General features: G+C 63.6%; 20 protein-coding genes. 15 read left to right on the top strand and 5 right to left on the bottom strand.

Annotated features, from left to right (window positions below):
* Nucleotides 1-63 precede the first annotated feature (63 nt).
* Genes modA through modC form a run of 3 tightly spaced genes read left to right on the top strand, consistent with a single transcriptional unit; the run spans nucleotide 64 to nucleotide 2,223 of the window.
* Nucleotides 64-849 carry a molybdate ABC transporter substrate-binding protein gene (gene modA, locus NLM33_RS27580; RefSeq protein WP_254100697.1) on the top strand — a complete coding sequence of 262 codons (786 nt, stop codon included), beginning with the start codon at nucleotides 64-66 and terminating at the stop codon, nucleotides 847-849.
* A 13-nt stretch (nucleotides 850-862) separates the two neighbouring features.
* A complete protein-coding gene (gene modB, locus NLM33_RS27585; RefSeq protein ID WP_254100699.1) occupies nucleotides 863-1,558 on the top strand; it encodes a molybdate ABC transporter permease subunit in 696 nt (231 codons plus the stop codon).
* Nucleotides 1,559-1,560: 2 nt separating this feature from the next.
* Nucleotides 1,561-2,223, top strand: a complete 663-nt coding sequence (gene modC, locus NLM33_RS27590; protein ID WP_254100701.1) for a molybdenum ABC transporter ATP-binding protein — start codon at nucleotides 1,561-1,563, stop codon at nucleotides 2,221-2,223.
* Between the two features lie 183 nt (nucleotides 2,224-2,406).
* Here the strand turns inward: modC and NLM33_RS27595 are convergent, their stop codons facing one another.
* The gene (locus NLM33_RS27595; RefSeq protein WP_254100703.1) at nucleotides 2,407-4,200 is read right to left on the bottom strand and encodes a potassium/proton antiporter; all 1,794 of its coding nucleotides are present in this window, start codon (nucleotides 4,198-4,200) and stop codon (nucleotides 2,407-2,409) included.
* Nucleotides 4,201-4,476: 276 nt separating this feature from the next.
* On the opposite strand from NLM33_RS27595, the gene NLM33_RS27600 reads away from it, so the two are divergent.
* Complete coding sequence (locus NLM33_RS27600; protein ID WP_254100705.1) at nucleotides 4,477-5,787, top strand: mechanosensitive ion channel family protein; 1,311 nt, start codon at nucleotides 4,477-4,479, stop codon at nucleotides 5,785-5,787.
* Between the two features lie 106 nt (nucleotides 5,788-5,893).
* Nucleotides 5,894-6,712, top strand: a complete 819-nt coding sequence (map, locus tag NLM33_RS27605; RefSeq protein WP_254100708.1) for a type I methionyl aminopeptidase — start codon at nucleotides 5,894-5,896, stop codon at nucleotides 6,710-6,712.
* A gap of 140 nt (nucleotides 6,713-6,852) precedes the next feature.
* On the opposite strand, the gene NLM33_RS27610 is transcribed toward map, so the two are convergent.
* On the bottom strand, nucleotides 6,853-7,449 hold the full coding sequence (locus NLM33_RS27610; protein ID WP_254100710.1) for a bifunctional transcriptional activator/DNA repair enzyme AdaA: 597 nt from the start codon (nucleotides 7,447-7,449) through the stop codon (nucleotides 6,853-6,855).
* A gap of 178 nt (nucleotides 7,450-7,627) precedes the next feature.
* Between NLM33_RS27610 and NLM33_RS27615 the strand changes: the two genes are divergently transcribed.
* From NLM33_RS27615 to radC, 3 genes are all read left to right on the top strand, one after another.
* Nucleotides 7,628-8,527, top strand: a complete 900-nt coding sequence (locus NLM33_RS27615; RefSeq protein ID WP_254100712.1) for a DMT family transporter — start codon at nucleotides 7,628-7,630, stop codon at nucleotides 8,525-8,527.
* Between the two features lie 79 nt (nucleotides 8,528-8,606).
* Nucleotides 8,607-9,458 carry an intradiol ring-cleavage dioxygenase gene (locus tag NLM33_RS27620; protein WP_254100714.1) on the top strand — a complete coding sequence of 284 codons (852 nt, stop codon included), beginning with the start codon at nucleotides 8,607-8,609 and terminating at the stop codon, nucleotides 9,456-9,458.
* 56 nt (nucleotides 9,459-9,514) lie between these two features.
* Nucleotides 9,515-10,243, top strand: coding sequence for a DNA repair protein RadC (gene radC / locus NLM33_RS27625; RefSeq protein ID WP_254100716.1), 729 nt, complete (start codon nucleotides 9,515-9,517; stop codon nucleotides 10,241-10,243).
* Nucleotides 10,244-10,408: 165 nt separating this feature from the next.
* Here the strand turns inward: radC and NLM33_RS27630 are convergent, their stop codons facing one another.
* A complete protein-coding gene (locus NLM33_RS27630) occupies nucleotides 10,409-11,068 on the bottom strand; it encodes a GntR family transcriptional regulator (RefSeq protein WP_254100718.1) in 660 nt (219 codons plus the stop codon).
* A 135-nt stretch (nucleotides 11,069-11,203) separates the two neighbouring features.
* Nucleotides 11,204-12,241 (bottom strand): PotD/PotF family extracellular solute-binding protein, encoded by a 1,038-nt coding sequence (locus NLM33_RS27635; RefSeq protein ID WP_254100720.1) that lies wholly within the window; start codon nucleotides 12,239-12,241, stop codon nucleotides 11,204-11,206.
* Nucleotides 12,242-12,413: 172 nt separating this feature from the next.
* On the opposite strand from NLM33_RS27635, the gene NLM33_RS27640 reads away from it, so the two are divergent.
* The 7 genes from NLM33_RS27640 (at nucleotide 12,414) to NLM33_RS27670 (ending at nucleotide 18,302) form a co-directional block, all read left to right on the top strand.
* Nucleotides 12,414-13,466, top strand: coding sequence for an ABC transporter ATP-binding protein (locus NLM33_RS27640; RefSeq protein ID WP_254105898.1), 1,053 nt, complete (start codon nucleotides 12,414-12,416; stop codon nucleotides 13,464-13,466).
* Entirely contained in the window at nucleotides 13,463-14,338 is an 876-nt protein-coding gene (locus tag NLM33_RS27645) for an ABC transporter permease (protein WP_254100722.1), read from the top strand. The genes NLM33_RS27640 and NLM33_RS27645 overlap by 4 nt, the downstream gene beginning before the upstream one ends.
* A 2-nt stretch (nucleotides 14,339-14,340) precedes the next feature.
* Nucleotides 14,341-15,129, top strand: a complete 789-nt coding sequence (locus NLM33_RS27650) for an ABC transporter permease (protein ID WP_254100724.1) — start codon at nucleotides 14,341-14,343, stop codon at nucleotides 15,127-15,129.
* A gap of 113 nt (nucleotides 15,130-15,242) precedes the next feature.
* Complete coding sequence (locus NLM33_RS27655; protein WP_254100726.1) at nucleotides 15,243-16,172, top strand: tripartite tricarboxylate transporter substrate binding protein; 930 nt, start codon at nucleotides 15,243-15,245, stop codon at nucleotides 16,170-16,172.
* 51 nt (nucleotides 16,173-16,223) lie between these two features.
* Nucleotides 16,224-16,631, top strand: coding sequence for a cupin domain-containing protein (locus tag NLM33_RS27660; protein ID WP_254100728.1), 408 nt, complete (start codon nucleotides 16,224-16,226; stop codon nucleotides 16,629-16,631).
* Between the two features lie 45 nt (nucleotides 16,632-16,676).
* Complete coding sequence (locus NLM33_RS27665) at nucleotides 16,677-17,084, top strand: RidA family protein (RefSeq protein ID WP_254100730.1); 408 nt, start codon at nucleotides 16,677-16,679, stop codon at nucleotides 17,082-17,084.
* Between the two features lie 285 nt (nucleotides 17,085-17,369).
* Nucleotides 17,370-18,302, top strand: a complete 933-nt coding sequence (locus NLM33_RS27670) for an ABC transporter substrate-binding protein (RefSeq protein WP_254100732.1) — start codon at nucleotides 17,370-17,372, stop codon at nucleotides 18,300-18,302.
* A gap of 204 nt (nucleotides 18,303-18,506) precedes the next feature.
* Here NLM33_RS27670 and NLM33_RS27675 read toward each other — a convergent pair whose 3' ends face one another.
* A complete protein-coding gene (locus tag NLM33_RS27675) occupies nucleotides 18,507-19,283 on the bottom strand; it encodes an alpha/beta fold hydrolase (protein ID WP_254100734.1) in 777 nt (258 codons plus the stop codon).
* Nucleotides 19,284-19,340 lie beyond the last annotated feature (57 nt).

Genomic DNA, 19,340 nt, shown 5'->3' on the forward strand with positions numbered 1-19,340 from the left:
AATCCACCCAACGCCAGATTTGCGCGTGCGGTTTCGCGCGCAAGCTCGCACGGAGCGCTTCCCATGTTTCGTATTGCCGGACTTTTCACCGCCTTTGTGATCCTGCTTGGCGCGGCCCTGTCGCCTGCGGTCGCCGAGGACAAGACCATCACCGTCTTCGCCGCCGCCTCGATGAAGAACGCGCTCGACGAGATCGACGCCGCCTACACCGCCAAGACCGGCGTCAAGTTTTCGGTGAGCTATGCCGCGAGCTCGGTGCTGGCCAAGCAGATCGAGCAGGGCGCGCCGGCCGACGTGTTCGTCTCCGCCGACACCGACTGGATGGACTACGCAATTTCCAAAAAGACCATCAACGAGCCCACCCGCGTCAACCTGCTCGGCAACAGCATCGTGCTGATCGCGCCGAAGGATTCGAAAATCGACGACGTCACGATCGCCCAGGGTTTCGACCTCGCAAAGCTCGCCGGTGACGGCAAGATCGCGACCGGAGACGTGAAGTCGGTGCCGGTCGGCAAATATGCCAAGGCGGCGCTGGAGAAGCTCGGGGCCTGGCAGGCCGCCGAGCCGAAATTCGCGATGGCCGAGAGCGTGCGCGCCGCGCTGACGCTGGTGGCGCGTGGTGAGGCCGCGCTCGGCATCGTCTATTCGACCGACGCCAAGGTCGAGCCGGGCGTCAAGATCGTCGGCACCTTCCCGGCCGATTCGCATCCCGCGATCATCTATCCGGTCGCCGCGACCACGACCGCGAAGGGCGAGACCTCTGACTATCTCGCCTTCCTCCGCTCGACGACGGCCAAGACGATCCTCGAGAAGTACGGATTCAAGTTCCTGATCAGCCCCATAACTTGATGCTTGCGACTTGATGTCCGCGATCACATCGGCCGAGTGGACCGCGATCCTGCTTTCCTTGCGGGTCGCGGTCATCGCGACGCTGGTGGCGACGCCGTTCGGCATCGCGCTGGCATGGCTGCTCGCGCGGCGCGACTTCTGGGGCAAATCGCTGCTCGACGCGCTGGTGCATCTGCCTTTGGTGCTGCCGCCGGTCGTCACCGGCTATCTGCTCTTGCTGACGTTCGGCCGGCGCGGCCTCGTCGGCGGCTTTTTGGCCGACTATCTCGGCATCGTCTTCGCATTCCGCTGGACCGGCGCCGCGCTCGCCTGCGGTATCATGTCGTTTCCGCTGCTGGTGCGCCCGATGAGACTGTCGATCGAGGCGATCGATCGCCGGCTCGAGCAGGCCGCCGAGACGCTCGGCGCCGCGCCCTGGAAAGTCTTCTTCACGGTGACGCTGCCTCTTGCCTTGCCTGGTGTCCTTGCCGGCATGGTGCTCGGCTTTGCCAAGGCGATCGGTGAGTTCGGCGCGACCATCACCTTCGTCTCCAACATTCCCGGCGAGACGCAGACGATCTCGTCAGCCATCTATTCGCTGATCCAGACGCCGGACGGCGACGCCGCGGCGGGCCGGCTCGTGATCATCTCGATTGTGCTCGCGCTCGGCGCGCTGATCGCGGCCGAATGGTTCGCGCGGCGGGCGACCGCGCGGCTGCACGGGAACTGACCATGCTGCGCGTCGACGTCGAGAAACAGCTCGGTGAGTTCTCGCTTCACGCCTCCTTCGCGAGCGAGGGCCGCGTCACCGGCCTGTTTGGCGCATCGGGTTCCGGCAAGACCACGCTCGTGAACATGATCGCGGGCCTCTTGCGGCCCGATCGCGGCACGATCGTCATCGACGGCGATGTTCTCGACGACACCGCCGCCGGCATCCACGTGCCGGCCTACCGCCGGCGTATCGGCTACGTGTTTCAGGATGCGCGGCTGTTTCCCCATCTGAACGTCGCGCAGAACCTCGACTATGGCCGGCGCATGAACCGGCTGGCGCATGATCCTGCGCAGGAGAAGCGTGTCGTCGATCTGCTCGACATCGGCGCCCTGCTCGACCGCCGGCCCGGAAAGCTTTCCGGCGGCGAACGCCAGCGCGTCGCGCTTGGGCGCGCGCTGCTGTCCAAGCCGCGGCTGCTTCTGCTCGACGAGCCGCTCGGTGCGCTGGACGAAGGCCGCAAGCTCGAGATCCTGCCCTACCTGGTGCGGCTGCGCGACGAGGCCAATGTCCCCATGGTCTATGTCAGCCACGACGCCGCCGAGCTGCGCCAGCTCGCCACCCAGATCGTCATGCTGCGCCATGGCCGCGTGACGTCGTTCGGCGGGGTGAAGGTGCTGACGTGACTCCACTGTCGTCCTGGCGAAGGCCAGGACCCATACCGCGAGGTCTATCCGTAGAGCGCGGTGCTAGTCCCGAACGACCAATCTTCGCCAAACTTCTCCCTGGGGTTATGGGTCCTGGCCTTCGCCAGGACGACGCTGGGGAGATAGGCCGCCCAATAACTTTCGTCGCGCTTGCACGACGGACTAAACCCCCGCGACCGACGTCCACAAATCCGCGAGCTTGCGGCGCAGGGCCTGCATCCTCGTCACCGGCTCGGGCGTCTCCTCGTCCTCGGGCAGGCGCAGGCCGACCACATTGACGCGGCCGCCGGAGATCGAGCGGGCGACCAGCACGATCTCGTCGAGTGCGAGCTCGGCGCCTTCCTTCGGCGCACGGTCGAGATGGATGTCGAAATAATCAGCGAGCGTCAGCTTGCCCTCGTCCTCGCTCACCTTGACACCGTAGATCTCGGCAAGCTCGGCCAGCGTGTGCTCGCCGGAGACCATGAAGTCGCCGAGCAGATGCGGGTCGGGCACGGTGCTCGGCTGCATGTCGACGAAGAAGCGATCGAGCGACTCGGCCTTTTCCGGTGGCGCCAGCAGATAGATGTAGTCGCCGGGCGCGATCGGGTCGGCTTCCGTGGGCGTCAGGATGTTCTCGTTGCGGATGACCAGCGTCGGCTTCGACCAGGACGGGATCAGGCCGCGGCGGAAATACAGGCTCTTGGGCCGCACGGCATAGCCGACGAGCTGCTGCTCGAGCTGCCCGGGCAGGTCCAATTCCACGCGACGCGGGCCGCGTTCGCTGCGCGGCAGCGCGACATGCAGCCGCCTCGCGGCGGGCGCCAGCGTCCAGCCTTGCAAGAGCAGCGAGATGATGACGACCACGAAGGCGACGTCGAAATAGAGATAGGCCTTTGACAGCCCGACCAGCATCGGGATCGAGGCCAGGAAGATCGCGACCGCGCCGCGCAGGCCGGTCCAGGCGATGAAGACCTTTTCCCGCCAGTTGAAGCGGAACGGCGCAAGGCACAGGAACACCGCGAGCGGCCGCGCGATCAGCATCAGGACCAGCGCGACGCCGATCGCGGGCACGGCGCTGGAGCCGAGCCGCTGCGGCGAGACGAGCAGGCCGAGCAGCACGAACATCACGATCTGCGCGAGCCAGGTCGCGGCGTCCAGGAACGTCACCACGGAATTATGCGCGCGGGTCGGCCGGTTGCCTATGATGATGCCGGCGAGATAGACCGCGAGGAACCCCGAGGCGTGCATGATCTGCGAGCCGCCGAAGATCACGAGCGCCGCCGTCGTCACGAACGGCGCGTGCAGCCCCTGCGGCAGCGCCACCTGATTGAGCGCGATCACCACCAGCCGGCCGCCGATCACGCCGACGATCGCGCCCAGCACGGCCTCCTGGATGAACTCCATGAAGACGTGACCCGGCGAGCTCGACCCCAGCGAGATGTATTCGACCAGCATCAGGGTGAGGAAGATCGCGAAGGGATCGTTGGTGCCGGATTCCGCCTCCAGCGTTGCGCCGACCCGTGGACGCAGGCGCAGGCCCTGCGTATGCACCAGCAGGAACACCGCAGCGGCGTCGGTCGAGGCGACGACGGCGCCGACCAGCAGCGACTCGGTCCAGTTGAGGTCGAGCGCGTATTTTGCAAACGGCGCCGTGATCAGCGCGGTCAGCAGCACGCCGACGGTCGCCAGCACCACGGACGGGGCCAGCACCGCGCGGATGCTCTGGAACCGTGTGCGCAGGCCGCCGTCGAACAGGATCAGCGCCAGCGCCACCGAGCCGACCAGATAGGTCGTTCGCACGTCGTCGAACTGCAACTGCCCGGGGCCGGAATCACCGGCCAGCATGCCGATGGCGAGGAAGACGAGCAGCAGGGGCGCGCCGAAGCGCAACGCGAGCAGGCTCGACAGGATGCCCGCCATCACCAGGACGGCGCCGAGCAGGATCGCGATGCTGACCGAGTCGAGGGACGCCATCCGTCGTCACGTGGGAGAGGAAATCATTGTAAAACCATCCTTATCGTCGCCACACTTGCCCGCCAACCCATTTCTGCCACTCGCGGCAATCTGCCCTTGATTTTGCGGCATTAACTCGCATCACGTGCCGGTGTATCGATGGTCCGGCCGCGTCCTTTGTGGGATTCTGCCACTGCCTCGAATCAAATCCTCCCGATTTGCCTCCAACGAGCCCTCGCGACAGACATAGACCTCAAAGAGACATAGACCTCAAAGAGACATGGACTTCTAAGAGACATGGACCTCAAAGACCTCATGGAGTTCTTGCAGACGACGGCGCGCAGCGTCGGCGCCGAGATCGCCTCGCCCTGGTTCTACCTGCAATTCGGGCTGATGCTGGCAGCGGCTGGGATCGCCTGGGCCTCCGAGGCCGCCATCCGCAACCGCATCGACATGACCTCGCTGGCGATGCGCTGGCCGCTGCCGCTTCGCCACTTCGTCCGCGTGCTGGTCGGCAGCGCCTCCACGGCGGTATTCACCTTCCTGGTGATCGTCGAGCGCGTGGTGATGGTCCACGCGACCTGGCCGAGCCGCAGCTATCTCCTGATGGTGGCTGCAAAGCTCGGCCTTGCCTGGCTCGTCATCCGTCTCCTCACCTCGGTGCTGCGCAACGCCGTCATCGTCAAGCTGGTGTCGATCACGGCGTGGTTCGTCGCGGCGCTCTCCATCATCGGCCAACTCGATGCGACGGTCGATCTGCTCGACTCCTTCGGGATCGTGCTCGGCGGATTGCGGCTCACACCGCTTTTGGTGATCAAGGCCGGTGCGCTCCTGATCATCGCGCTCTGGCTTACCAACATCGCGAGCAATTTCGCCGAGAGCCGCATTAACTCCACGGCTGACCTGACGCCGTCGGTGCAGGTGCTGCTGATCAAGATCATCCGCATCGGGCTTTTGACGGTGGCCGTCGTGATCGCGCTCGACGCCGTCGGCATCAACCTCTCGGCGCTCGCCGTGTTCTCCGGCGCTGTCGGCGTCGGTATCGGTATCGGCCTCCAGAAGATCGTCGCGAATTTCATCTCCGGCATCATCCTGCTCGCGGACAAGTCGGTGAAGCCCGGCGACCTCGTCACCATCGGCGACAATACCGGGCGCATCAGCGCGATGAAGACGCGCTATATTTCCGTCGCCGCCGGTGACGGCCGCGAATTCCTGGTGCCGAACGAGGATCTGGTGACGCAGAAGGTCGTCAACTGGACCTACACCGACAAGAACACGCTGGTGAAGATCGCCTTCGGCACCAATTACGACGCCGATCCGCGGCTCGTCTGCAAGCTCGCCGCCGAGACCGCCGCCGCCCATCCGCGTGCGCAGAAAGGCAAGCCGCCGAACAGCATCCTGACCGAATTCGCGGAAGCCGGGATGAAGTTCTCGCTGACCTTCTGGATCGCGGATCCCGACGGCATGGACAACGTCAAGAGCGACGTGATGCTGTCGCTGTGGGACGCGTTCAAGCGCGAGGGCATCCGGGTTCCCTACCCCGTGCGCGAAATTCGCGTCCGCGGCGGCGCGCTGCCGGTCGAAACCACCGTAGAAGTCCCGAGTTGAGACGGTTTTTACCTCCGTTGCGGCTCGGCGCAGCTTGCATGACGGCCCGCGATCATTAAATTAGGGCCAGAAATCAAACGCTTCCGCTGAAAAGACCGCGACCTTCATGAGCTACGTCGAAGCCACCGATACTTCCTTGCGCAAGACCGGACAAATCAAGCTGCATGGCCCGAATGCGTTCGTCGGCATGCGCAAGGCAGGCGCGCTGGTGGCCAAGTGTCTCGACGAGCTGACCGACATCGTCGGCCCCGGCGTGCCGACCTCGCGCATCGACGAGTTCGTCCGCGAGTTCGCCTTCAGCCACGGCGCCTATCCGGCGACGCTGATGTATCGCGGCTATCGCTACTCGACCTGCACCTCGCTCAACCACGTTGTCTGCCACGGCATGCCCGGCGACCGGCCGCTGAAGGAAGGCGACATCGTCAACATCGACGTCACCTTCATCGTCGACGGCTGGTACGGCGACTCCAGCCGGATGTATGCGATCGGCCCGATCGCGCGTAAGGCCGAGCGGCTGATCGAAGTGACCTATGAGGCGATGATGCGCGGCATCGCCGCCGTAAAGCCCGGCGCCACCACCGGCGATATCGGCCACGCCATCCAGAGCTTCGTCGAGCCGCAGGGCATGAGCGTGGTGCGCGATTTCTGCGGCCACGGCCTGGGGCGCATGTTCCACGACGAGCCGAACATCATCCATATCGGCCGGCCCGGCGAGGGCGTGCAGCTCAAGCCCGGCATGTTCTTCACCATCGAGCCGATGATCAATCTCGGCAAGCCGCATGTGAAGATCCTGTCCGACGGCTGGACCGCGGTGACCCGCGACCGCTCGCTGTCGGCGCAGTTCGAGCACTCCGTCGGCGTCACCGCCACGGGCGTCGAGATCTTCACGCTGTCGGAGCGGCACGGCGAGAAGCAGATCGGGTGATTGCCAGCGTGTCATTCCGGGGCGCTCGCATCAGCGAGCGAACCCGGAATCTCGGGATTCTCAGGTGCGCAATTGCGCACCATAGTTCGGTGCTTCGGACCGCCCCGGAATGACAGCGAGGTAGCGGTTGCGTGCCCCGCCTATCGCCGGCGGCGGAATGACGTCGGTGGCCGCTTGTAGGTCGCCGCAAACGCATCGTTGAAGCGCCGCACGCTGCCGAAGCCGGCCGCGAAGGCGATCTGCGCCAATGTCATGTCGGTCTGGTCGATCAGGCGCTTGGCTTCCTGCACACGGCGCGTCGCCGCAATCTCGCTCGGGCTCGCGCCGGCATGGCGCATGAACAGGCGCAGCAGATGGCGCGGCCCGACGCCAAGGGCTTCGGCAAGCTCCGTCATGGACGCCCCATCGAGAAAGCCATCGTTGATCAGGCGCATCCCGCGCGCAACGGTGGTCGCTGTCCCCATCCAGGCCGGAGAGCCCGGCGCCGTTTCGGGCCGGCAGCGCAGGCACGGGCGAAAGCCGGCACGCTCGGCGGCGGCTGCGGTCGCATAGAAGGTGACGTTCTCGGAGCGCGCCGGGCGAACCGGACAGACCGGCCGGCAGTAGATGCGCGTCGAGCGAACGCCCGAGAAGAACAGGCCGTCGAATGCGCGGACACGCGCCAGCCGCGCCCGGTCGCAGGTCTCCCAGTCGAGATGAGGTGGCAGCGTCTGCCGATGCGCCAAAGCCTTCGCCATGACGAAATCATAGTTTCGACGGGGCTCGCCGAGTAGCTGAAATCGGACTCGAATCGGGCGATGAGGTCCGAATCCAGCCAGCCAGCGCCGCGGCTTTTGGATCATTGTGCGGACAGATCCCGGAGCAAATCGCATGAGCACGCAGGCGCAACAAACAACGTCAGGACAAGCCTCTCTCATGTTCGAGATCGGCCTCCTGCTGCTTCTCTCGCTGATCTGGGGCAGCTCGTTCACGCTGATCAAGGTCGCGATCCCCACGATTCCGCCCTTCACGATGGTCGCCGTGCGGGTGACGATCGCGGCCATCCTCCTGATCCTGATCGCTCGGACGCAGGGACACGCCCTTCCCCGCGAGGGCTCGGTGTGGGCAGCTTTTTTCGTGCAGGGGCTGCTGCAAAGCGCAGCTCCGTTCACCCTGATCAGCTGGGGCGAGATACATATCGCGAGCGGCCTTGCCGGCGTGCTCAATGCGACCCCGCCGATGTTCGTGCTGGTGATCACGCTGATGACCGGGCGCGGACGACAGGCGATCAGCGGCCAGAAGATCGTCGGCGTCGGTCTCGGCCTTGCGGGCGTCGCCGTGACGATGGGCATGGATGCGCTGTCCGGGATCGGTACGGCGGCGCCACTCGCCCAGATGGCCGTGCTCGGCGCGAGCCTGTGCTACGCGGTCGCGCCGATATGGGGCCAGCGGTTCTCGAACCTCCCCGCGATCGTCACCGCAGCCGGGGCCATGAGCTGCGCCGCGATCCTGATGCTCCCCACCGCTGCCGTGCTCGAACGCCCCTGGACGCTGGCGCCGCCGCCGGCACAGGCGATCGCGGCGGTGATCGTGCTCGCGATGGTCTGCACGGCCTTCGCGATGGTGATCTATTTCCGGCTGATCCACACTATCGGCCCGCTCGGCACGACCAGCGGAAGCTATCTACGCGCAGGCTTCGCGGTGGCGCTCGGCACCGCATGGCTCGGCGAGCGCTTCACCTGGTCGATTGCCGCCGGAATGGCGCTCATTCTCGCCGGCGTGGTCGCCGTCACGGTGCCCCTGCCGGCGCGAAACAGTGGGAAACCTCCGGGCTGATTATCGCCATTTTCAAAGCCTGATCTTGCCATTCCGTTCGCCGATGACGATCTGTCGTCAGAGGAACAGGAGAGATTTGGTGAGCACGTCGACGCGCCGTGGTTTTCTCGGATTTGTATCGGCGAGCGCCGCGGGCCTGCTGCCAACCGGAGCGCGGGCGGCATCCGAGCAGCCTGCCGCCTCCAGCGAGCCCGCCTGCATCCTGACGCCGCAGGCGGAGGAAGGGCCGTTCTACGTCGACCCCAAGCTCGTGCGCACGGACATCACCGAAGGCAAGCCTGGCATTCCCCTGACGCTGAAGCTGCGCGTCATCGAGGCAGGTCCCTGCACCGCCATCAGCGGCGCGCGGGTCGACATCTGGCATTGCGACGCAAAGGGCCTCTATTCGGCGTTTCCGGGCCAGAGCGATAGCCACAACGTGGACGCGACCGGCAAGACGTTTTTGCGCGGCACGCAGATGACTGACGAGGCCGGATGGGTGACGTTCGACACGATCTATCCCGGCTGGTACGACGGCCGCACCACACACATCCATTTCAAGGTGTTCCTGGGTCAGGCAACCGTGCTGACGGGGCAGACCTACTTCCCGGACGCGCTGAATGAGTTCATCTACACCAACGTTCCCGACTACGGGGATCGCGCGCGGCAGCGCGCCATCCTCAACGTCAATGATGGCGTGATCGCGCACTCCGACCCCGAGCATCGCGCCTTCTGCGCGGTGAAGGAGGAGCGCGACCGCTACGTGGCGAGCTTGACGCTCGGCGTCGACCGCCGTGCAAACGCGACCGTCGGGCGCGTTGGCCCGCCGCCTCCACCTGGCAGGCGCGGCGGACCACCGCCGGGACCACCACCCGCGGGCGGGCCGATGTTCGGCCGTCAGATCAAGGACCGGTTGGCCGCGCTGGTGCCAGGGCTGAAGCCGCGCCGCTGAACGTGTTCGCAATTGGCGGTTGCAAAAACGATGGTCCATGGCAATGCTGGCGCGCGATGTCCGCCAAATCCAGCGCCCCCAAGTCCAGCGATCCAAAGCCCGAACCGGCAGAGCCGCCGCACTATCACGGCCATCGCGAGCGGCTGCGCGAGCGCTTTTACAGCGCCGGCGCGGATGCGCTCAGCGACTACGAGCTTCTGGAGATGGCGCTGTTTCCAGCGCTGCCGCGGCGCGACACGAAACCGCTTGCGAAGGCGCTGATCAAGACGTTCGGCTCGTTCGCCGAGGTCGTGCACGCGCCGGTGGCGCGGCTGCGCGAGGTCGGGGGCGTCGGCGAGTCCGCCATCAACCAGCTCAAGCTGATCGCGGCAGCGGCGAGTCGCGTGACCAAGGGTGAGGTCAGGAGCCGCAATGCGCTGTCGTCGTGGAACGAGGTGATCGACTATTGCCGCTCCAGCATGGCGTTCGCCGACAAGGAGCAGTTTCGTCTCCTGTTCCTCGACAAGCGCAACCAGCTCATTGCGGATGAGGTGCAGCAAACCGGCACCGTCGACCACACCCCGGTCTATCCCCGCGAGGTGATCAAGCGTGCGCTGGAGTTATCGGCGACGGCGCTGATCCTCGTGCACAACCATCCAAGTGGCGATCCCTCTCCGTCGCAGGCCGACATCCAGATGACCAAGGCCATCATCGAGATCGCCAAGCCGCTGGGGATTGCGGTGCACGACCACATCATCGTGGGCAAGGGCGGGCATGCGAGCCTGAAGGGGCTTAGGCTCATCTAGCAACGTCAGACCTCGAGGTTAGACTGAAGCGATAGCTGGCCTCGCAATGTCGACGCAAAGCGGCAGGGACAACCAAGCAGGGCCTGGTCGCAGGCATGCCTTGTGCTTTGCTTATTCGGACCTTCCAGCCCCGACAAGAACATCGTCGGTCCGCCTACTGCGACTTTACGATTTCAAATCGACGATGCTCGCGCGGAGGGTATCGAGATGGGCGCGCATCGCCTCGGCCGCCGCCTCGGGCTTGCGATTGGCGATCGCTCGGAACACGTCAGAGTGCTCCTCATGCGTGCGCTTGAGATTCTCGAGCTTCCAAGGTCGAAGATACCAGATCCGCTCGACCCGAGCATGCAGCTCACTGAACATCTCGCTCAAGATCGCATTGCTTGCGGCCGAGGCGATCGCGTTGTGGAACAGCCAGTCGCTGTCCATGAAAGCCTGGAAATCCTTGGCTTCCATAGATTTGCGGCTGCGGCCCAGGCTGGCCTCGAGATCGCCGATCGCGCCGGGGCTCGCGCGTTGGGCGGCCATGCGGGCAAGCTCAGTCTCAATGACGACGCGTGCTTCGAGCACGGTCAGGGCGTCATTCAGCGAGTCGTGCTGGACAATCAGACCCTTGCGCGGGATGATCTTGACGAAGCCCTGGGCATCGAGAAGCTGCAAGGCCTGGTGAACGGGCGTGCGCCCGATGCCAACGAGGTCACTGACCGTCTGCTCGTTGAGCCTCTCGCCGGGCGAGAGCTCAAGCGTCACGATCATGCGCTTGATCTTCTCGTAGGCGGCGTCACGCAGGCTGCTCTTTGAGCCACCGCGCACAGCCTTGATCATGGGCGGTGCCTCGTTCGATTTTCGTGCGCGTCGCTTCGTTACCGTACCTTGCACCAACCGATGACTCCCTTTCGATGCCATCAGGATACCTAGCACCCGCCGTACTCGCGCCGCCAGGCGCCAAGCGTCCGGCTCCTAGCCGTTCACCATCTCGTTCCACTTTGCAACGATGGCGCTGCGGTTTTCGGTGAAATAGGCCCAATCGATCCGGCGGAGCTGACTGATCACAGGTACTGTCGCCGCGACCGCCGCGGGCACCTGTACGCCCTTGCGCGCGGGGCGGCTGCGGCCCGCGGCAACCCAGGCTGTCTGCGCCGCTTCGCTCAGGATATGGTTGATGAAGCGATCGGCGTCGGCGGCGTTGGGGCCGTTCGCAATCTTCGTGATGTTGAAGGGGACGGCGTATGCGCCTTCGCTCGGCACCACGAAGCCGAGTTCCGGCACGTCCTTGTCCTCCATCAGCGCCAGGGCGTTCCCGCTGAAGTAGGGTGTTGCCCAGATTTCTTCCGTCTTCATCCAGCCGACGGCGATGCTTTCCTGATCCCAGAGGCCCGGACCTGAGAGACGGATTTGGCGAATGGATTTCATCCCCGCGTCGGGCGATTTGAGATCGCCACCGCCGAGCCGAGCCAACGCATCGAGCGAGTAGATCGAAGAGTTGTACGTGACGTTGGGATGCGACACGTGTCCCTTCAGATCCTCCCTCAGCAAATCGCCCCACGACGTGAGCGGCTTCGAGACGCGCTTCTTGTTATACATGATACCCCAACTGCCGTAGCTCGCAGGCACCGCAAGCCCGTTCCAGATCAGGAGTTCCTGATCGACGGACGCGAGGTTCGGGATCGCAGCCGGGGCGAGCTTGGCAAGCAGCCCGGAGTTGCTCACGATTGGCATCAGCACGTCGATGAAGGTCGCGACGTCGACGTTGGGCCTATTGCGGCTCGCCTGCATCTGAGTGAAGCGCGGGCTGTCCCAGGACTCGGTGATCTGCACGCTGTCCTTGGCATCGAAGGTGTCAAGAAACGCCTTCTTGAAGTTGCTTCCCAGCAGTCCCGGATACCAGCTCACCGCGAGCTTGCCTGCCTGGGCACTTGCACGTTCCGAGAAAACAGGAAGAGACGCCGCGATCGTACCCGCGACGAAGGAACGGCGACTGAGGCAAGGCAGGGTCATGACGCATCTCTCCAAAGCGCGACGTTAGGATCTGTGATACTTTTCAGATATACGTATTTACTACGTAAAATACCGGCTTGACAGCACAATAGCAAGATCTATTTATGTTGTGAAATTTCACTGATGGATCGCAGGACACCCCATGCCGGAAGCGACAGCCTCGACGGCTCCGATGGTGCGCGTGAGAGACCTTCGCAAGAGCTTCGGCGCGTACCAGGCGCTGCACAGCGTCGACCTCGATATTCGCGACGGCGAGTTCCTTACGCTTCTGGGGCCTTCGGGCTGCGGCAAGACCACGCTCATGCGCGTCATCGCGGGGCTCGAATCCTCCACGGCCGGCACCGTTGCCATCAAGGGGCGCGATGTCGGACGGCTGCCCCCGCGCCAGCGCGGCGTCGGCATGGTGTTCCAGAGTTACGCGCTCTTCCCGCACATGACGGTGGCGGACAACGTCGGATATGGCTTGCGCGTGAAAGGTCTGCCCGCGAAGGAGATCGCGTCCCGCGTCGCGCATATGCTCGACCTCATCCGCTTACCACATGTCGCCGATCGACGACCCGCGCAGCTCTCGGGCGGCCAGCAGCAGCGCATAGCGCTTGCCCGCGCGCTTGCGACGAAGCCCTCCATTCTCATGCTCGATGAGCCGTTGGGCGCGCTCGATCTCAAGCTGCGCCGCCAAATGCAGCTCGAACTGCGCCGCATCCATCGCGAGACGAAAACGACGTTCCTCTTCGTCACACACGATCAGGAGGAAGCTCTTTTTCTGTCCGATCGCGTCGCCATCATGCGCGAAGGCCGGATCGAGCAGCTGGGCACGCCGCTGGAGGTCTACCACCGGCCGGTCAACGACTACGTTGCGGATTTCGTGGGCGACGTGACCCTGCTTGACTGCGAACGGGCGGACGATTCCGGCAAGACCGCCACGGTCGCCGGTTTGGACCCCTCCCTGCCGATCCAGCTGCGCGAGCCCTGTCCCGCCCAGCACTTCAAGGTGGCCGTACGCCCGGAGCACGTCACGATCGCTGGCGGCACGGATCCCGGCATCCCCGCGGTGATCGACGACGTCATCAACGAGGGCAGCACGACGCTGCTTGTCCTGCGCGCGCAGAACTCTATCGAACTGCGGGCCCGTGTCATGACCCGTCCAAGCCAGTCCTGGTCCAGGAATGCGCAGGTCAACGCTCTCATACAAGGCGCGGCGGCGCTGCCGGGCTCCGCGTCATGAGCGCGACGCCGACAGATCAGGCGTCGAGTCTCCGACGGCGCATACGTGGCTACGCGCTCGCATCGCCGAGCTTACTGCTCATTCTCGCCCTGCTGGCCGTGCCGCTCGTACAGATGGTCGATGCCAGCTTCAGGAGGCAGGACTTTGGCCTCCTGCTGCCCGGCTTCACCCTTGAAAATTATCGCGCCATCCTAAGCTCTGCGAGCTCGCTCGAGCTGTTTGCCAAGACGGGATTTGCCGCGTTCCTCGTTACGGCGCTGTGCGCGCTGCTCGGGTTCCCGGTGGCGCTTCTCATCGCCAGCGCACAACCCAGGCAGAAGCCCTTCCTCTACTTCCTCGTCGCCGCGCCCCTGCTCGTCAACACGGTCGTGCGGAGCTACGGCTGGCTGCTGATGCTCGGCAATCAGGGCGTCGTGAACATGGTGCTGAAGGCGGCCGGCCTCATCGACAAGCCGATTGCACTCTCCGGCAACATGACCGGCATGGTCATCGCGGCAACGCAGGTGTTCCTGCCGTTCATGATCCTGTCCCTCGTGGCCTCCCTCGAGGCCATCAATCCACACCTGCTTGAATCGGCGGAAACGCTCGGCGCGTCCGGCCTGCGCCGCTTCCGCGACATCACCTTGCCATTGGCCATGCCGGGCCTCATCGCCGGCTCTGCACTCGTGTTCAGCCTCATGCTCGGCGCCATCATCACGCCCCTGATGCTGGGTGGCAGCGCGATTCGCTACCTCTCCATCGCCATCTACACCGACGCGATGGTGCTCTTCGACCTGCCGCACGCAACCGCGTTCAGCGTCATCTTGCTCGCAGTCGTGATCGGGCTCTACATCGTGCAGTCGCGCTACATCCGCAGCTACAAGGATCGGTAGCGATGCGCCCGTCTCCCGTCGTCCGAATCATCGCCGGCCTTGTCTACGCGTTCATGCTGATCCCGCTCGTCGTCATCATGCTGTTCAGCTTTAGCGAAAAGTCCTACTTCAGCTTTCCGCCGTCGGGATTCTCGCTGAAGTGGTACGTCAAGGCCTGGGAGAGCGACCTTTTTCTGATGCCCGCTTTTCGCAGCCTGGCACTCGGAGTGCTCGCCACCCTGATCGCGGCCGGCTTCGCCGTCTCGGCTGCGCTCGCCATGCGGGCCCTGCGCCAATTCCGTGTCACCCGCGTCATCGAGTTCTTCTTCCTCTCCCCGCTGATCGTGCCGCACCTCATCCTCGGCATCGCGCTCCTGCACTATTTCAATGCACCCGGCCTCATCGACAGGTTCGAGGGGCTTCTCGCCGCGCACGTCATTATCGTCTTTCCGTTTCTTTTCCGCACCGTGCTCGTGAGCGTTCAGGAGCTCAATCCTCAGCTTGAGGAAGCCTCCGAGCTCATGGGTGCCGGCAAATTTACGACGTTCCGGCTCGTCGTGCTTCCGGCCCTGACCCCGGGCATCGCCGCGGGCGCCATCCTCGCCTTCATCGTCTCCTTCGACCAGTTCACGATTTCTCTGCTCATCACCCAGCGAGAGCAGATCACGCTGCCGGTGGCGATCTACAAGTACCTCTACGACGTGAATGATCCCGTCGCGGCGGCGGTTTCGACCGCGCTGGTGGTCGTTGGCTTCTCGATTGCCATGCTCGTCCAGCGCTTCAGCTACGCACGCAACTTGCCGGCCGGCTAGTTTCGCCCGGTGGAGAATAAACTGACATGAAAAAACGCAAGTCTCGTCGCCATGCCCCTGCGGGGGTACGCGCCGTGCTCAGCCGTCGCAGCGTCATTGCCGGCGCTGGTGCGATGCTGCTCACCGCGGCACCTGCCCGCGCCGCTTATCCCGAGCGTCAGATCACACTCGTCGTGCCCTATGCGGCTGGTGGCACGGCCGACACGCTCGGCCGCATGGTGGCAGAAGGGATGGCCGACGCTCTCAAAAGCACGGTCATCGTCGAGAACAAGGGCGGCGCCGGAGGCGTGATCGGCTGCGCCACCGTGGCGAAGGCAAGCAATGATGGCTACACACTGCTGTTCACCGCAGGCGGCCCGCTCACCATCGGACCGAACCTGCGCAAAACGCCGCCCTACCAAACAACCACCGCCTTCACGCCGATCGGCCTGTTGGCGCAGGTGCCGAGCTTCCTCGTCGTCCATCCGCAGTCACCCGTTCGCTCGGTCGCGGATCTGATTGCCGCCAGCAAGAACGGTACGCTCCGCTACGGCTCTCCGGGTTTTGGCACGTCCGTGCATCTGCTGGGCGAGTTGTTCCGACAGAGGGCCGGCAATTTCGAGGCCGTGCACGTGCCGTACCGCGGCGGTGCGCCGGCCATGAGCGATCTGCTTGGCGGCCACATCGACTTCATGTTCGAGAATGCGCCCCAGCTCCTGCCACAGATCACGGCCGGCGCGCTCCGCGCCATCGTGGTGACGGCCCCGAAGCGCCTCTCCGTAACGCCCGATGTACCTGCGTTCGCCGAGCTGGGTATTGGCGACATCGGTTTCGGCACCTGGTACGGGATGCTGACGCCTCCCAGCCTTCCCGATCCCCTGCGGGAGCGGTTGCAGGCCGCATTCCACGACGTCACCCAGACACCGGCCTTCAGTGCAAAGCTCGTAGAGCTCGGTGCGAATCCGGATATACGCATCGGCGCGCGTTTTGCGGAGTTTATTGTGCAGGATCAGGCGCAATGGCGTGACGTCATCGCCAAGGGCAACGTTGAAATTCAGGACTGAGATGGCGCGGCATGACGCCGCCACATCGGGCTTGCAGTGTCGGAGAATGAGATGATCACCAAAGAAATTTTGCTCGATACCTTGAACCTGGATCCGCGTCAGTGGCTGGATTTCCCCGAATACGGCTTCAAGCAGTATTTCCTCTGGAAGAACGAGCAGACCGGCGCCAGCATCGCACTGCTCGACTTCGCCAAGGGCGGTCGCATTCCGATCAAGCATTCGCACGCCTCCAATCAGTTCATGTACTGCCTCTCTGGCGACTATGAGTACACGGACGTCGGTTTGCGGTTGAAGCCTGGCGCCTTCTACATGAATCCGAAGGATCACCCTCACGGACCAACGATCGCGCACGAGCGCAGCCTGCTGATCGAGGTCTACGACGGCCCTCACTACTATGAGAAGCCGGTCTTCCATACCGACGAGACCATCGGCCAGTTCCTCGCCCCGAAAGACAAATAGGCACCCCGACCTTCGTCACGAGCACAGCGAGAAAAGGAACCAGTCATGCCGATCGTCCAAATCAAGAGCGAACACGCCCCCGAGCCCGCACCAGGCCTTTGGTCCAACTGCCTGAAGGCCGGCGACTTCGTCTACATCTCCGGCCTCACGTCGCGGGCGAAGGATCTCAGCCCCACAGGCGGCGACGAGTACGCGCAGACCATCCAGATCTTCACCCGGATGCGCCATCTCGTGGAGGCTGCCGGCGGCAGCATGGCCGACATCGTCAAGCTGACAATCTTCGTCACGAACATCGCCAACCGCGAGTTGGTCTGGAAAGCGCGCAAGGAGTTCTTCGCCGGTGCCTTCCCGGCCTGCTCACTGGTCGAAGTGAGCAAGCTCGCGCACCCCGAGATCCTCGTCGAGATCGAGGGCGTGGCGCAGCTCAACCAAGGCGGCCGGCCAAGCGCCTGACGCCGGGCCCGTCCCCGGCGGCACTTGACGGAAACAAAGCAGCGCCGCCGCCTATGCGCGCAAGACGGACGCGACGCAGCGCTCCCGCGTGCTTGAAAATTGCCTCATCATATCCGGCATGATGCTGTGTGACGATCACGAACGCATGATTCCGACAGCCGACAATCTCCGCCCCTTCTCAGGTTGGATGGGAGAAAAACTCCCGCTCAATCAAGACGATGGAACGCGCAATAGCTTGCTGTAAATTGGAAACCGAAAGAAGGCGCAAACGTCAGACGGAATCAAATGATCGACAAGGTGTCTCTACAACTGAAGTGGCTCCACCAAGCGCAGTTTGCGGGCTACTATGTAGCCCAGGAGCAAGGTTTCGATCGCGAGGAGGGCCTTGAGATCCAAATCGAAGTTGGTGGCCCGGGGACCGACCCCGAAAGGATTGTCGCCGAAGGCAAGGTGGATTTCGCACAGGGCGGAGGTTTTGAGAGCCTCCTCTCAGCCAGGGACAACAATCAACCACTCATCGCGATCGCCGCACTATTTCAGAAAGTCGACGTCGTATTCGTCGCAAAGCCAGCGACCAATATAAAGAGTTTCGCGGATCTGAAGGGAAAGACGATCAGCACGTGGTATACGGGCATTCACTTGATCCTTCGGGCTATTCTGCGTGCAAATGGAATCGGCTTGGAAAGCGTCAACGAGGTCATGCAGGCGGCGACATTGACGCCGTTCCTCGAAGGGGAAGTAGCAGTCGCCGCGGCTACATTTTACAATCAACTTCCAGCTCTCCGCGAACGCGGATTTTCGGACTTGGTCATACTCGACCCTGCGGCATATGGGGTCGTTATTCCTCGCGACACCATCATCACTTCCGAGCACTTCGCAACTACGCGACCCGACGTCGTTCAACGCTTCTTGCAAGCTAGCTTGCGCGGCTGGAAACATGCGATTGAGAATCAGGCGGATGCCGTCGCGGCGGTGATGCGGCGCGACCCGAGTCTTGAACGGCGTCACCAAACTATAATGATGAAGGAGATTGCCAAGTTGTTGACGTTCGGATCCGGCACTTCAAACGGAATTGGATATATCGATCCGCGGGCAGCGGACTTTACGCACGATTTCTTGCGTAAACATCAGCAGATCGCGCGCGCTGTCGCTTTGGATCAGGCCTACACGTTGACTTTCTGGAACGCTGTAGCCTCGAAATACAAGGCCGTTGCTTGAACGGCCTCAGAGCGCTCGTGACGAAGGTTGAAATAATGATGTACCAAGAGCGCTTCATGATGCGAACGATCGAGCTTTCCAATGCCGCCTTGACGACCGAATCGTGGGTAAGCGCGGGCATGCGAGCCTGCGCGGCTTACGGCTGATCTGAGCGGCGGCTTTGCGCGCGGCGGTCCGCGCCGTTGGGAGATCGATCCTGGGAGTTCAAAGCGCCTGAACGAAGCCTGACAGCATTTCTTTCAACACATCGGGCCGCTCGATTTGAGGCAGGTGGCCGCACGCGGCGATCGCTTCGAAACGGCTGCCTGGAATGGCCTCGGCGAATGCGCGGCCGTAGGCCGGCGTGACGACGCGGTCGCTTTCTCCCCACACGACGAGCGTCGGCCTCTCAACGCCGGACAAGCGTGCTGCGAGATCGGGATCCTGCATGTCTTGCGCACGCCCATAGAAGGCCAGCGCGGCGAAGTTCGATTGCATGGCCTGCCGTCGCGCCTCGCTCAGCGAGGCCGGATCGATGCGAAATCTGTCCGGCTGGTGGTAGCTGAAATCGGCAATCTGCGGCGGAGCGATCGCAAACACATCCAGAACCGTTTCGCCCGGCACCTTGATGCCGACGGCATCGACCAGCACGAGCCCGGCAAGGCCGTCGACACGCGAGGCCGCCATTTCAGCCGCGATCCAGCCACCCATCGAAAAGCCCACGGCGACTGCGCCCTTCAGGCCCGCATCCGCGATCAGATCGACATAGCCCATGGCAAGCGCCTTGATGCCATCGATGTCCGAAGGACGCTCGGTTCCGTCAAAGCCGGGATGCGTGGGCATGATGACGTTGAAGCACTGCGCCATGTCCTCGGCGAACGATGTGATCGTCGCGATGCCGCCTCCTCCGTGCAGCAGCAGGAGAGGTCTTCCGCGGCCGAATTGCGTGACCTTCAATCCCCTCTTGGCCGCCGCGGTCGTCAGATCTGTGGGTTGCGGCACCATATTGACATCTCCGGCAGATGACGTGATTTTATATAAGGTAATTTATATAAGGAT

The organism is Bradyrhizobium sp. CCGUVB1N3 (genome assembly GCF_024199925.1).
Classification (GTDB): domain Bacteria; phylum Pseudomonadota; class Alphaproteobacteria; order Rhizobiales; family Xanthobacteraceae; genus Bradyrhizobium.

What these genes read in the sequence shown, in the direction of transcription:
- map (WP_254100708.1), top strand. Translation starts at nt 5,894, where the DNA reads ATGAGCTACGTCGAAGCCACCGATACTTCCTTGCGCAAGACCGGACAA.
- NLM33_RS27595 (WP_254100703.1), bottom strand. Translation starts at nt 4,200, where the DNA reads ATGGCGTCCCTCGACTCGGTCAGCATCGCGATCCTGCTCGGCGCCGTC.
- NLM33_RS27645 (WP_254100722.1), top strand. Translation starts at nt 13,463, where the DNA reads ATGAGCGCGACGCCGACAGATCAGGCGTCGAGTCTCCGACGGCGCATA.
- NLM33_RS27640 (WP_254105898.1), top strand. Translation starts at nt 12,414, where the DNA reads ATGGTGCGCGTGAGAGACCTTCGCAAGAGCTTCGGCGCGTACCAGGCG.
- modB (WP_254100699.1), top strand. Translation starts at nt 863, where the DNA reads ATGTCCGCGATCACATCGGCCGAGTGGACCGCGATCCTGCTTTCCTTG.
- NLM33_RS27655 (WP_254100726.1), top strand. Translation starts at nt 15,243, where the DNA reads ATGCTGCTCACCGCGGCACCTGCCCGCGCCGCTTATCCCGAGCGTCAG.
- NLM33_RS27660 (WP_254100728.1), top strand. Translation starts at nt 16,224, where the DNA reads ATGATCACCAAAGAAATTTTGCTCGATACCTTGAACCTGGATCCGCGT.
- NLM33_RS27615 (WP_254100712.1), top strand. Translation starts at nt 7,628, where the DNA reads ATGTTCGAGATCGGCCTCCTGCTGCTTCTCTCGCTGATCTGGGGCAGC.
- NLM33_RS27635 (WP_254100720.1), bottom strand. Translation starts at nt 12,241, where the DNA reads ATGACCCTGCCTTGCCTCAGTCGCCGTTCCTTCGTCGCGGGTACGATC.
- radC (WP_254100716.1), top strand. Translation starts at nt 9,515, where the DNA reads ATGTCCGCCAAATCCAGCGCCCCCAAGTCCAGCGATCCAAAGCCCGAA.
- NLM33_RS27670 (WP_254100732.1), top strand. Translation starts at nt 17,370, where the DNA reads ATGATCGACAAGGTGTCTCTACAACTGAAGTGGCTCCACCAAGCGCAG.
- modC (WP_254100701.1), top strand. Translation starts at nt 1,561, where the DNA reads ATGCTGCGCGTCGACGTCGAGAAACAGCTCGGTGAGTTCTCGCTTCAC.
- NLM33_RS27665 (WP_254100730.1), top strand. Translation starts at nt 16,677, where the DNA reads ATGCCGATCGTCCAAATCAAGAGCGAACACGCCCCCGAGCCCGCACCA.
- NLM33_RS27600 (WP_254100705.1), top strand. Translation starts at nt 4,477, where the DNA reads ATGGACCTCAAAGACCTCATGGAGTTCTTGCAGACGACGGCGCGCAGC.
- NLM33_RS27610 (WP_254100710.1), bottom strand. Translation starts at nt 7,449, where the DNA reads ATGGCGAAGGCTTTGGCGCATCGGCAGACGCTGCCACCTCATCTCGAC.
- NLM33_RS27650 (WP_254100724.1), top strand. Translation starts at nt 14,341, where the DNA reads ATGCGCCCGTCTCCCGTCGTCCGAATCATCGCCGGCCTTGTCTACGCG.
- modA (WP_254100697.1), top strand. Translation starts at nt 64, where the DNA reads ATGTTTCGTATTGCCGGACTTTTCACCGCCTTTGTGATCCTGCTTGGC.
- NLM33_RS27630 (WP_254100718.1), bottom strand. Translation starts at nt 11,068, where the DNA reads ATGATCAAGGCTGTGCGCGGTGGCTCAAAGAGCAGCCTGCGTGACGCC.